The following is a 12,351-nucleotide window of genomic DNA, read 5'->3' on the forward strand; positions in this document are numbered from 1 at the left end:
AAGATTAATCAATACTTAATTTTGGCACTGGAGCGGTTGCCACCTTAACGGCTAAATCCATGGTCGCTTTGACGTCCTTAAGAGAAGCATAGTTGTAATGCGTGTGGACATATCGCGATGGGACACCTAAAACGAGTACAGGAACGGCCTTTCCAGACGTGTGGAGACGACCAGCATTGGTGCCGCCCTTACGCCTTACAGCCGACTGATAGGGAATCTCATGCGCATCTGCAAGTGATTTCGCAAAGTTGATTAGGCGTCTATGGCTGACATAGCTTGAGTCCATATGTCTAATTTGTACGCCGCCTCCAAGAACACATTGAGCGGTTTGTGCATCGTAATAAAGGTCATCTGCAGGTGAGCCCTCAAAAACGATGGCCATATCAGGTGCGGTTACCTGACCTGTCACATGGGCACCTCTGGTTCCAACCTCTTCTTGACTTGCTAAAGCACCGATGATGTCATAAGGCAAATCCTCTATTTCAGATAACCTTCTTAAGGTTTCGATAACGGCAAAACACCCCATTCGGTTATCAAATGCCTTTCCGAAGACAAAGTCACTTTTAATGTTTTCGTTAAAAATAACATGTGGTGCAATTGGATCGCCAACCTGAATGCCAAAAACATTCATAACCGTTTCCCTATCAGAAGCGCCAATATCGATTTGAAGGGATTCAAGCTCGAGTGGTGTACTTTTTTCTTTTTCACTCATAAAATGAGGCGGCTTAGAAGCGATAATTCCTTGAATCAACTCACCGGACTCGGTTTTAATATAAACCGTATGCGCAGGAACGTTGGTAGGTACCCAACCGCCCAGTGGCACAAATGATATGAGTCCATTCTTTGCAACACTTTGTACCATGAATCCAACTTCGTCTAAGTGGGCATCTAAAAGTAATTTTGGCTTATTACCGGTATTGCTTTTAAGACTTAAATAGACGTTATTCATCGCATCGATTTCAATATCACAAAACGGAACATTGTCTTTCACAATTTTCACGACATCTTCTTCAAATCCAGATGGACCAAAAGCTTCGCTAAGTGCTTTTAATAGCTTTAAATTCATTTCGCCCTCCATAGTTTTTAAGTTGTTTTATGTTATAATAGGTCTGACAGTATGATTATATCATGAAAAGTAACGATTTAAATCCATGAATTTCGGATGCCGAAATAATAGGAGAAACAGATGCAGTCAAAGCGACTTAAAATCAGAACGGTTGAAAAAACAGATGAAGCATTTATTTATAAGCTAAAATCCGATCCGCTTACCTATCGTTTTGTCGATATGAAGCCTTATCGAACGCTTGCTGACGCAAAAAAATTTATCAAGTCCGTCTTAAAAGATATCGATCATAAAGAAGCCTATTATTGGTGCTTAGAGTCACTTGAGACGCGTCATTGTGTTGGGACGATTTGTCTTTGGAATTTCGATGATGAACGTCGGCATGCTGAAATAGGATATGAGATATTGCCAGAGCATTATCAAAAAGGGTATGCAACGGAAGCGGTTACTCAGATTATTGCGTTTGCAGAATCGCTTGAACAATTGGACTCGGTTATTGCGATAACGCATGAAGCCAATATCGCTTCGATTCGCATGCTGGAAAGGTTAAATTTTAAATGTAGGGGCATTGCTTCAAAAGTCTATCCGGACATTAAAGAAAGTGATGCGATGCAACTTTATGAATTGATATTTTGAGGTAGATATGACTGAAAAAAATAACAACGCTGACAGTCAAAGCGGTATTGAGTTGAAAAAAAAGACAAACTCAAAGAAAAGTGCCAAGGATCAGAAAGATATTGAAAATAAGAAGCAAGCTAGAAGTCAGTTTCGAACTGAAAGTCAGAAACGTAATGGCAGTCAGAAAAGCACTGATGGTCAGAATCGGACTGAAATAGTTAGGACACCTCATAGCGGTCGATTTTGGGTAATGAACTTACTGCCATTTATGCTTTTGTTAATCGTATATGGCATTCGACTGAGTATTCCCAACAACCTTTCTTCTTTTGAATTGACCTACGCCACAAACATAAATAAGTGGACCATTGAGCTTTTAAGTATGGCAACGGGTCTGTTTAAATTTTCGTTAGGTGAACTTATTTTATATGGGCACGTGGCAGCTGGTGCTGGTATTTCTGTCTTGTTACTCGTCAGAATTTTTAAAGGTGGTCTATTAAAGAGTCTGTTTAGAATTGCACAGTACGTTACAATATTATACGTTCTGTTTATGTTCCTATGGGGATTTAATTATCAACGTGAGTCTGTAGCAGGTGTCATGGGCTTTGAAGTATCAAAATACACGGAATCAGAGTTGGTTACTCTAACTGAAAAGCTGATTGCAGATGCCAATCGATTAAGAGCCTATCAATCGGAGGATTCAAATGGTGTGATGACTATTTCTGGAGGCTATCAGCAGATTTTTGCCAGAGCAAGAGATGGTTACTTTGAACTCTCAAAAAACTATGATGTATTTTCAGGCTTATACGGAAAGCCTAAGCCTGTACTGGCATCAGAAGCGATGCTTTATACTGGAATAACGGGTGTTTATTTTCCTTATACTGCTGAGGCAAACGTAAACATAGCCGTTCCAGATCTTTTACTGCCAGCGACTACCTTGCATGAGATGGCGCATCAAAGAGGCTTTGCACCTGAAGATGAGGCAAACTTTATCGCCTATATTGCTGCAATGGCACATCCGGATAAGGATTTTCAATACTCGGGAACGATACTTGCATTGATTCATACGATGAACGCACTTTATAGTGAGAATGCAGATGACGCTATGAAATTGAGAGCAACCTACTCAGAGGGTGTGGATCGAGATGTGATTGCGTATAGTGCGTTTTGGAAAAGCTACGAAGGTAAAGCCAATGAAGTTGCCGATACCGTAAACGATACCTATTTAAAATCCAACCAGCAAGAGGATGGCGTTAAAAGCTATGGTAAAATGGTAGATTTACTTTTAGGGTATTTTCATCAGTAGATGTTTATTGGAAAAGGTAAGTTTCATACGTGTTAAATATAATTTTATTAATGAAAGAGGCAAAAATGATTACTACCATATTATTAATCGTCATCTATTTGGCATTTATCAGTTTAGGTTTACCAGATGCTCTTCTTGGGGTTGCTTGGCCTCAGATACGATTGGATTGGGGCTTGGGACTTGATGCTGCAGGCATTATATCTATTGTTATCACTGGAGGAACAATTGCAAGTAGCCTTTTGAGTGGGAAGCTAATCAAGCGCTTTGGTGAAGGGAAGATTACATTGCTTAGCGGACTTATGACTGGTTTTGCGCTTCTGGGTTATGGTTTTGCACCTTCCTTTTTATGGTTTATACTTTTGGCCTTGCCTTTAGGGTTTGGCGCTGGCTCAGTGGATACAGCGCTCAATCACTACGTGGCAACGCATTTTAAAGCACATCATATGAACTGGCTACATTCATTTTGGGGCGTTGGTGCCACTGCAGGTCCAGTTCTTATGGGGGCTGTGCTTGCCACATCAGGTTCATGGCGAAACGGTTATTTTTTAGTTGCTGGTATACAATTGGTTTTAGCGACGATTATATTTATTTCCTTGCCACTTTGGCGATTACAGGATCAAAAGTCAGAGGCACAGCATTCGGATGATGATGAACCGACGGAAGCTCATGGGAAAGATTTGGTTAAACCTTTGGTTAAACCTTTGAAAAAGCCAGGCGTTATCTATGCACTTTTAGTGTTTATGGCATACTGCTCAGGCGAGTACACCATGGGGCTTTGGGGGGCAAGCTATCTCGTTCAGATAAGAGGCATCGCCGTTGAATCGGCAGCGAATTGGGTGGCTTCTTATTATGCAGGGATTACACTTGGCAGATTTTTGGCTGGATTTTTATCCTTTAAGCTAAATAATCGACAAATGATTAATCTAGGCTTGTCTCTTGCTACATTAGGTGGATTTGCAATGTTTTTATTGCCATCAAGTGGTCTGTTAATGATCGCCTTTGTACTCGTGGGATTAGGATTTGCGCCTATCTTCCCAGCGATGGTGCACGAGACGCCAAAGCGATTTGGCAAGCAGGTCGCTCAAAGCGTCATAGGTTATCAAATGGCATCAGCGTATGTTGGCATTGCAGTATTTCCACCATTATTTGGCGTGGTGATGAAGCACTTGAATTTAGGGATGTTTCCACTATTTATCATACTTTGTGTCAGCTTTCAAATATGGGCTGTTTATCGTTTAAATCGCATCACTCACTCTTATGTCTAGGGAGACGACTATAGGAAAAAAGACATGAGGAGGATTTATGGCAACAAAAAAAGTAAACGGTGTTAATTTGTACTATGAAATTCATGGTGCAGCTGGAGATAAAGGCGATATCGTCTTTCTCAATGGCGTCATGGCTTCTGCGTCCAGTTGGTTAGAACAAGCGAAGCCATTTGTGAAGTTGGGTTATCGAGTTCTTTTACACGATTTTAGAGGTCAGCTCAAATCAGAAAAGCCCGAGGGTCCATACAGTTTTAAATTACATGCTGAAGATACCACGATGCTTATGAAAGAGCTAGGCTTTAATCAGGCGCATTTTATCGGCACTTCCTATGGTGGTGAAGTCGCTATGAAAACAGCGATGCTATTTCCAGAGAAGGTACTGAGTCTATCCATCATTGATTCAGTAAGTGAACTGGATGAAGTTTTAACTGGCTTCGTTTTGGGGTGGAAAGCGATAGCGAGTTTGAAGCAAGGAGAGCTTTTCTTCAATACCATGCTACCAAGTTTGTATTATCAGGATTACTTAGTGGCAAATAAAGCACTACTTGAAAAGAGAGCCAAAGGGTTCAATGAAATTCCTGAGGATTATCTTGAAGGGCAGATCACTTTATACGATACGTTTATTGCAGATGTGACCATGACCGAGGAACTGCATAAAATCAAATGTCCAGCGCTTGTGGTCTGTGGCGTCAATGATATTTTAAAGCCATTAAAGTTTTCTGAGATTATCGCAAGAGGCATCGAAAATGCAGAGTACATTACGATTCCCAATTGTGGACACGTCACCTTTTATGAAAAACCGGATGCACTGAATAGCGCACTGATTGGGTTTGTGTTAAAGCAAAGTCTTTAGTCACTGTCATAATCAAAAAAAATAAGCCTATGTCACGATAAATGACGTAGGCTTGTTTTGATTTTTAGAATATTTATTTGACGCCTCTTATCTTGACGTTTTCCATCTTTCGTATTGGACAGGCGCGTAATCGATCTCTTGCTTTAGAGTCGCCGCAGCATGTAGTGGGAAATACGGATCAATCAAGAGCTGACGGCCTAAGAAGACCAAATCGGCGCGATTATTTCTTAGTATTTCCTCTGCCATTTCTGCGGTTTTTATACGACCGCCAGACATAACCGGTAGTTCGGTGAGATGCTTAATGGTTTCTGCGAACTTGGTTTGATAACCGTCATAGGTTTTGATACCTGCAGGTACGACACCACCTGAGCTGACATTGACCACATCAATGCCTAGATCTTTTACTTTATTTAAAAGATGACTAATCGACTCTGAGGTATTGCCACCGCTGACGTAATCCTCAGCGGAGACACGGACAAAAATCGACTTTTCTATCGGCCATTTCGACTGGATCGCTTTAAGGATGTTACCTAGTAAAAGCTCTGGCTGTTTGCCATAGGCATCCGTACGATGATTGGTGAGCGGGGATAAAAACTCGTTAATCAGATAGCCATGCGCCGCATGGATTTCTATCACATCAAAGCCAGCCTTTAAAGCACGTTCAGCAGCTAAGGCAAAGGCGTCAATGACTTCATCAATATCTGCAACCGTCATCTCGCGAGGCGTTTTCAACTGTGCGTCGTTTTCATCAAATGGAATCGCTGAAGGTGCAAAGACATCTTCAGACAGCACGGTACATTTTCTTCCTGCATGTGCAAGCTGGATACCAGCGAGTGCGCCATGTCTATGAATCCCTTGAACGATTTTTTCAAGACCTTCTATATGTGCATCGGACCAGATACCGAGATCGTTTGCTGAAATTCTACCACGGGGTTGAACAGCGGTAGCTTCTAATATAACGAGAGAAGTGCCGCCGAGTGCTCTTGTTTCGTAATGATTGAGATGAAATGGCGTCGGATTACCAGTTTCATCAGCGCTGTACATGCACATCGGTGCCATGACGATACGATTTCTAAGAGTGAGATTTTTAATGGTGAGTGGTTCAAATAAATGGGACATAAAACCTCCTAAATACAAACATTAGTCTATCAAAAATTATTTTGGTATACGAAGGAGTATACCCACGGCAGACAGTTTAAAGCAAATCTCATGAAAATAATAACAAATTAATTAAATCCGTAATATAAATTAATTTATATCCAAAAAGTTCGTGACTTTTCTCCCTCATCTGTCATAATAGAATATAAAAAAGTGAGTCAAACAAGGTTGGAGGTAGTTATGCAAAAGTTCAAACGCGTTCTCGTTGCCAATAGAGGCGAGATCGCTATTCGTGTTTTTAGAGCTTGTCACGAGCTGGGCATCAGAACCGTGGCAATCTACTCAGAAGAAGATAAGGGGTCATTGTTTAGAACAAAGGCAGATGAATCTTATCAAGTAGGAAAAGGAAAGAGTCCAATTGAAGCGTATCTTAATATAGATGAAATCATTCAATTAGCGATAAAAAAAGGGGTTGATGCGATTCACCCCGGCTATGGTTTTTTATCAGAAAACCCAGAATTTGCTAGAAAGTGTGAGGAAGCAGGCATCGTCTTTATCGGCCCAAACGCTGAGATGATGAACTCACTGGGAGATAAAATCAAATCAAAGCAAGTGGCGATCAAGGTTGGCGTTCCTGTTATTCCTGGAATAGAAAAACCCATTCAGACAGATGAGGAGGCTTTAGAGGCTGCAAAAATTTGTGGTTATCCTGTGATATTAAAGGCATCTGCTGGTGGTGGCGGTCGTGGTATGCGAATCGTTCGTCATGAAGTTGATTTGATTCGCGAATACCAAAGTGCAAAAAGCGAAGCAAAAAAGGCATTTGGTATAGATGATGTCTTTATTGAAAAATATCTTGAAAATCCAAAGCACATCGAAGTACAAGTTTTGGGCGATAATTACTGTAACCTCGTTCATTTGTATGAGCGCGATTGTTCGATTCAAAGAAGACATCAAAAGGTAATCGAATTTTCACCAGCATTTACATTAACGGAAGAAAAGAGAAATGCAATCTGCGAGGACGCTCTAAAAATTGCAGGTGCGGTTCAATATAGAAATGCAGGGACATGTGAGTTTTTAGTTGATAAAACCGGTCAACATTATTTTATAGAAATGAACCCTAGAATCCAAGTAGAGCATACGGTTACTGAGATGGTTACCGGCATTGACCTCGTTCAAAGTCAAATTTTACTCGCCCAAGGCTTACCGCTTAACTCTGATGAGGTCGGCATTGTTGATCAGACCAGTGTCATCCCTAGGGGATTTGCGATTCAGTGTCGTATCACGACAGAAGATCCTGCGAACAATTTTGCACCTGATACAGGAAGAATTGACGTTTACCGATCTGGTTCAGGTTTTGGGATTCGTCTAGACGGAGGTAACGGCTTTACAGGTGCTGTTATCAGCCCTTACTACGATAGCTTACTGGTAAAGGCAACGTCATTGGGACGCACATGGAATGATGCAATTAGTAAATCCCTCAGAGCTTTAAGTGAAATGAAGATTCAGGGGGTTAAAACCAACATCGCCTTCTTAATCAATGTTCTTAAACATGAGACGTTTATGGCAGGGGCATGTGATACCAACTTTATCGCAGAAAATCCTTCATTGTTTGACATTGCACCTAAGGCAGATGTTGAGTATAAGGTTTTGTCTTTTATCGGTGAAAAAGTCGTCAATCAGACAAAAGGCTTTAAAGCAGAGTTCGACGTTCCAAGAGTACCACATTACGATAAAGAAATCGATAAAAAAGGTTATTTTGGAACGAAACAGATCTTAGATCAGCAAGGACCAAAAGGAGTTGTGGATTGGATTCACAATCAAAAGAAATTACTCATTTCAGATACGACCATGCGTGATGCACAGCAGTCTTTAATTGCTACGCGTATGAGAACGGTGGATATAAAGAAAATTGGTTCTTCTTATTCACACTTAGCAAACGATTTATTTTCTCTTGAAATGTGGGGCGGTGCGACTTTTGATGTGGCATATCGCTTCCTAAATGAATCGCCATGGGAAAGATTAGATCTCGTAAGAGAGAAAATACCGAACATCATGCTTCAAATGTTGATCAGAGGGGCGAATGCAGTTGGTTATAAAAACTATCCAGATAATGTCGTTAGAGAATTTATCAAGGAATCTGCAAAGCGAGGCATCGATGTCTTTAGAATTTTCGACTCGTTGAACTGGCAGAAGGGGATGGAAATCGCTATAGATGAAGTCCTCAATACAGGAAAAATTGCAGAAGCATGTATTTGTTATACAGGTGATATCTTAGATACCTATAGAGATAAATATTCTCTTGAGTACTATGTGGAAAAAGCAAAAGCGATTGAAAAATCAGGCGCACATATCTTGTGTATTAAAGATATGTCAGCTTTATTAAAGCCTTATGCAGCGACTAAACTGATTAAAGCACTTAAAAACGAAGTAGGTCTACCGATTCATCTGCATACACATGATACAACTGGTAATGGGGTTTCAACATTATTAATGGCAGCTGAAGCTGGGGTAGATATCGTCGATACCGCTATGTCCAGTATGTCGGGATTAACGTCTCAGCCAGCGATGAATGCGGTTGTTGCAGCGCTTGAAAATACTGAAAGAGAAACAGGACTAGATTTAACAAATTTACAATCGATCAGCGATTATTGGTTAGATGTAAGACCCGTTTACAGCCAGTTTGAGTCCGATCTTAAATCGACTTCTGCTGAAATTTACAAGTATGAGATACCTGGTGGTCAATATTCGAATCTTAAACCACAGGTAGAAAGCTTTGGACTTGGCCACAGATTTGGAGAAGTCAAAGAAATGTTCAAAGAGGTCAATGATTTATTTGGTGATATCGTTAAAGTAACTCCATCGTCAAAAGCAGTAGGTGATATGGCGATTTTCATGGTTCAAAATGAGCTTAATTCAAGGAATATACTTGAAAAGGGTGCGGATTTGGCTTTTCCTGATTCGGTTGTCGCATACTTCCAAGGTATGATGGGACAACCTGATGGCGGTTTCCCAATAGAGCTTCAGAAGTTAGTCTTAAAAGGCGAAGAACCAGTGACCTGTCGTCCAGGTGAGCTTTTGCCAGATGAGGATTTTGAAGCAATTGGCAGTTATCTTGAAAGCACTTACCAAAGACAATTTAGTATGGACGAAAAATTAAGCTATGCCCTTTATCCAAAAGTATTTGAGGACTATCTAAAATACAAAGGTGAGCACGGCGACTTCTCAAGAGTGGGTTCAGACGTGTTCTTCCACGGGATGTACGAAGGTGAAACGTGTGAGGTTGAGATTGCTTCGGGTAAGAAATTAATCGTTAAGCTGCTTGAAATAGGCAAGGTCAGCAATGTGGGTCAAGTTAGATTGATTTTCGAGGTCAATGGCAATCGTAGAGAAGTCTACATCAAAGACAAGGGCTCTAAGTTTGAAACGGTTGTACAAGAGTCGATTATGGCGGACCCAGATAACCAATTTGAAGTGGGCTCATCTATTCCTGGAAAAGTTGTAAAAATACTTGTAAAGCCAGGAGATAAAGTCAAAGAAAATCAAGTTGTCGCCATCGTAGAAGCGATGAAGATGGAAACCAGTGTCGTCGTATTAACGGAGGGTGTTGTAAAAGATATTTTTGTTAAGGAAGGGACTCAGGTTAAGTCGGGAGAACTTCTTATGAAGCTAGAAAAATAAACCTTTAATCGCCAATTGCGACATCAATCGATGCAGTTGGCGATTTTTACTTTAGGATGTTAGTCAGAGTAATGGCTAAGAAGAATGCCCTTAAATAAATCATGTGGCTAAATGATTTAAGCGGGTATAATATAAATATGTTAAAATAACATATGAAGTATTGGGTGAATAAGGAGGGTGACATGTATCATTTGATAACGGGCGGTAGCTCTGGGCTAGGTTATGAAATTGCAAAGTTATTGGTTCTTATGGATGAGCCGGTTATTTTAATTGGCAGACAGGTTGAAAAATTAAAAAAAGCGACGGATTCATTAAAGGCCTTATCGAAGCATGCAGACGTTCTTTCTTATAGTTTGGATATCGCGATAGAAGAAGATATAGATGCTTTCATAGAGACTTTAATGACCTCAGGTAAGACGATTAAGAATCTTTATAATGTTGCAGGGACGACGTTTTTTGGGCCGGTTACAGAGATTAGCAGAGAGGATATCGACAAGGTTTTAAATAGCAATATGATTGGACTGATGCTTTTCACATCAAAAATGGTTAAAGTGATGTTATCTCAGACACACGAACCGAAGCGGATCGTTAGTGTTCTTTCCACTGCAGCACTGAAGGGTAAAAAGAATGAGACCATTTACAATGCTGCTAAATGGGGGGCAAGAGGCTATCTTGAATCACTCAGGGATGAATTAAGCGACAAACCGATTGAAGTGATTAATGTCTTTCCTGGTGGCATGAACACTGCCTTTTGGTCAGAATCTAAATCGGGATACAAAACGGAGTCATTCATGGACCCTGAGGATGTGGCGAGACACATCGTAAAAAGCATTATCGATACAAAAGTAACGGTTTCAGATATTACCATCAGCAGACCGAAGGAGTAAGCCTACATGAGCGAAATCATCGCAGAAATCACCGGAAACAGTACGTGGGTTAAGTTAATCATTACGTTGGTTTTAATCGTAATTAATATAATAGCCGTACAGCTGACCAGTAAGGTGTTGTTTAAAACCATTAGAAACACATCGACCTATTACAATCTTAGAAAACGCTTTTACTATACGTTTACTTTAATCCTAATCCTGTTGATTATACTGGTATGGTCAGGGTCATCGCTTGACCTGTCAACCTACATGGGCTTTATATCTGCAGGGATTGCCATTGCATTAAGAGAGATTTTTACCAATATCGCTGCATGGTTCATCATTATCTTTCAAAAGCCATTTGAGGTTGGTGATCGCATTAGCGTGGATGGTAGAAGTGGTGATATTATTGATATCAAACTATTTCAAATCGTGTTGCTTGAAGTGTCATCTGCACAGTACGGCGAACAAAGTACAGGGCGGATCGTTCATATCCCGAACAACTATCTTTTTCTACACGCCATAAGCAATGCCAACAAAGGCTTTGATTATATTTGGAATGAGATTGATGTCGCCATTTCGCTAGACAGTGACTGGGAGAGTTTTAAGTCCATGCTTGAGACGGTGGCTAACAAGCAATCGCTTCATATAACTTCAGATGTAAAAGAGAGCTTACATGAAGCTTCAAAAAGGTATATGCTCTACTATAAGAACATTACGCCAATCGTCTATGTCAAGGTGAGAGAAGGTGCGATCGTTTTAACCGTAAGGTATCTCTGTGAAACGAGAAGAGCAAGAGTGACGGAAGATGCCATGTGGCAAGAAATTCTAAAAGGGGTAAAAGAGCTTGAGGCTGTCAAATTAATATAATGAAATACTGAAGTCTAAGAAAAAAAACTTTGATAATTAATAGACACATGTTATGATGATATAGAACTGAATAACCGTTTTCGGTCCTTTATATAAGGATAATAGGGAATGAGGTTAAAATCCTCAGCAGCCCCCGCTACTGTAAAGACGTACGAAATCTCAAATGCCACTGTTTCATGGGAAGGCGAGAAATTAGGATGATGTCTAAGCCAGGAGACCTGCCAAAACGTATTTTACAATGCAATCTCGGTGGGAGGTTTACTTGATACTACTTTACGTATTGAAAACACGCCCATTGGCGTGTTTTTTTATTTTTGCTACAAAGATTTTTTATGAATACACGCCATAAACGGATTATATAACTGATGGAGGAAAGAATGAAAGCGATATTAATCATTGCGCACGGCAGTAAGGTAAAAGAAACGGATTTGATCATGGAAAGCTATATGAACGCACTCAAACAGCGTCATCCAGAAGTGAAATTTGAAAAGTGCTATCTACAATTGATGGCGCCGTTATTATTGGATGCAGTGGAGAAGTTATATAACGAGGGTGTAACAGAAATTAAGGCGTTTCCTTTCTTCCTATTTAATGGCAATCATATAAAGGAAGATATTCCAGCGGAACTGGACAGTCTTAAAGAAAGATTTTCTGACCTTAAAATTGAGTTTTTAGAGAATATTGGCTTTGATGAGAAGCTTGTGGATGTCATCTGTGAAAGAGTAGGTCTATAG

At 40.3% G+C, this 12,351-nt stretch carries 10 protein-coding genes and 1 riboswitch; of the genes, 8 read left to right on the forward strand and 2 right to left on the reverse strand.

Features of this window, described 5'->3' with window-relative positions; genetic code table 11:
- Positions 1-4: 4 nt before the first annotated feature.
- Positions 5-1,066: a M42 family metallopeptidase gene (locus AC4PID_RS11620; protein ID WP_492132163.1), complete on the reverse strand. Its 1,062-nt coding sequence runs from the start codon at positions 1,064-1,066 to the stop codon at positions 5-7.
- A gap of 120 nt (positions 1,067-1,186) precedes the next feature.
- Between AC4PID_RS11620 and AC4PID_RS11625 the strand changes: the two genes are divergently transcribed.
- The 4 genes from AC4PID_RS11625 to AC4PID_RS11640 all read left to right on the forward strand — a co-directional run bounded on the left by AC4PID_RS11625 (position 1,187) and on the right by AC4PID_RS11640 (position 5,102).
- Positions 1,187-1,699 (forward strand): GNAT family N-acetyltransferase, encoded by a 513-nt coding sequence (locus AC4PID_RS11625; protein WP_492132164.1) that lies wholly within the window; start codon positions 1,187-1,189, stop codon positions 1,697-1,699.
- A 7-nt stretch (positions 1,700-1,706) separates the two neighbouring features.
- Positions 1,707-2,984 (forward strand): DUF3810 domain-containing protein, encoded by a 1,278-nt coding sequence (locus AC4PID_RS11630; protein WP_492132165.1) that lies wholly within the window; start codon positions 1,707-1,709, stop codon positions 2,982-2,984.
- Positions 2,985-3,049: 65 nt separating this feature from the next.
- Positions 3,050-4,249: an MFS transporter gene (locus tag AC4PID_RS11635; RefSeq protein WP_492132166.1), complete on the forward strand. Its 1,200-nt coding sequence runs from the start codon at positions 3,050-3,052 to the stop codon at positions 4,247-4,249.
- A gap of 37 nt (positions 4,250-4,286) precedes the next feature.
- Positions 4,287-5,102 carry an alpha/beta fold hydrolase gene (locus AC4PID_RS11640; protein WP_492132167.1) on the forward strand — a complete coding sequence of 272 codons (816 nt, stop codon included), beginning with the start codon at positions 4,287-4,289 and terminating at the stop codon, positions 5,100-5,102.
- Between the two features lie 87 nt (positions 5,103-5,189).
- On the opposite strand, the gene namA is transcribed toward AC4PID_RS11640, so the two are convergent.
- Entirely contained in the window at positions 5,190-6,221 is a 1,032-nt protein-coding gene (gene namA / locus AC4PID_RS11645) for an NADPH dehydrogenase NamA (RefSeq protein WP_492132168.1), read from the reverse strand.
- Positions 6,222-6,440: 219 nt separating this feature from the next.
- Between namA and AC4PID_RS11650 the strand changes: the two genes are divergently transcribed.
- From AC4PID_RS11650 to AC4PID_RS11665, 4 genes are all read left to right on the forward strand, one after another.
- Positions 6,441-9,881, forward strand: coding sequence for a pyruvate carboxylase (locus tag AC4PID_RS11650; protein WP_492132169.1), 3,441 nt, complete (start codon positions 6,441-6,443; stop codon positions 9,879-9,881).
- 182 nt (positions 9,882-10,063) lie between these two features.
- Positions 10,064-10,768, forward strand: a complete 705-nt coding sequence (locus tag AC4PID_RS11655; protein ID WP_492132170.1) for an SDR family NAD(P)-dependent oxidoreductase — start codon at positions 10,064-10,066, stop codon at positions 10,766-10,768.
- A gap of 6 nt (positions 10,769-10,774) precedes the next feature.
- Positions 10,775-11,617 carry a mechanosensitive ion channel domain-containing protein gene (locus AC4PID_RS11660; RefSeq protein ID WP_492132171.1) on the forward strand — a complete coding sequence of 281 codons (843 nt, stop codon included), beginning with the start codon at positions 10,775-10,777 and terminating at the stop codon, positions 11,615-11,617.
- Between the two features lie 64 nt (positions 11,618-11,681).
- Positions 11,682-11,857: riboswitch (cobalamin riboswitch) on the forward strand.
- 137 nt (positions 11,858-11,994) lie between these two features.
- Positions 11,995-12,351 (forward strand): sirohydrochlorin chelatase, encoded by a 357-nt coding sequence (locus AC4PID_RS11665; protein ID WP_492132172.1) that lies wholly within the window; start codon positions 11,995-11,997, stop codon positions 12,349-12,351.

It is taken from the genome of Fusibacter sp. QWL-12 (assembly GCF_058683495.1).

Bases quoted from the DNA above. Each gene is read 5' to 3' on its own strand.
- AC4PID_RS11630 (WP_492132165.1), top strand. From the start codon at position 1,707: ATGACTGAAAAAAATAACAACGCTGACAGTCAAAGCGGTATTGAGTTG.
- AC4PID_RS11625 (WP_492132164.1), top strand. From the start codon at position 1,187: ATGCAGTCAAAGCGACTTAAAATCAGAACGGTTGAAAAAACAGATGAA.
- AC4PID_RS11635 (WP_492132166.1), top strand. From the start codon at position 3,050: ATGATTACTACCATATTATTAATCGTCATCTATTTGGCATTTATCAGT.
- AC4PID_RS11660 (WP_492132171.1), top strand. From the start codon at position 10,775: ATGAGCGAAATCATCGCAGAAATCACCGGAAACAGTACGTGGGTTAAG.
- namA (WP_492132168.1), bottom strand. From the start codon at position 6,221: ATGTCCCATTTATTTGAACCACTCACCATTAAAAATCTCACTCTTAGA.
- AC4PID_RS11620 (WP_492132163.1), bottom strand. From the start codon at position 1,066: ATGAATTTAAAGCTATTAAAAGCACTTAGCGAAGCTTTTGGTCCATCT.
- AC4PID_RS11650 (WP_492132169.1), top strand. From the start codon at position 6,441: ATGCAAAAGTTCAAACGCGTTCTCGTTGCCAATAGAGGCGAGATCGCT.
- AC4PID_RS11655 (WP_492132170.1), top strand. From the start codon at position 10,064: ATGTATCATTTGATAACGGGCGGTAGCTCTGGGCTAGGTTATGAAATT.
- AC4PID_RS11640 (WP_492132167.1), top strand. From the start codon at position 4,287: ATGGCAACAAAAAAAGTAAACGGTGTTAATTTGTACTATGAAATTCAT.
- AC4PID_RS11665 (WP_492132172.1), top strand. From the start codon at position 11,995: ATGAAAGCGATATTAATCATTGCGCACGGCAGTAAGGTAAAAGAAACG.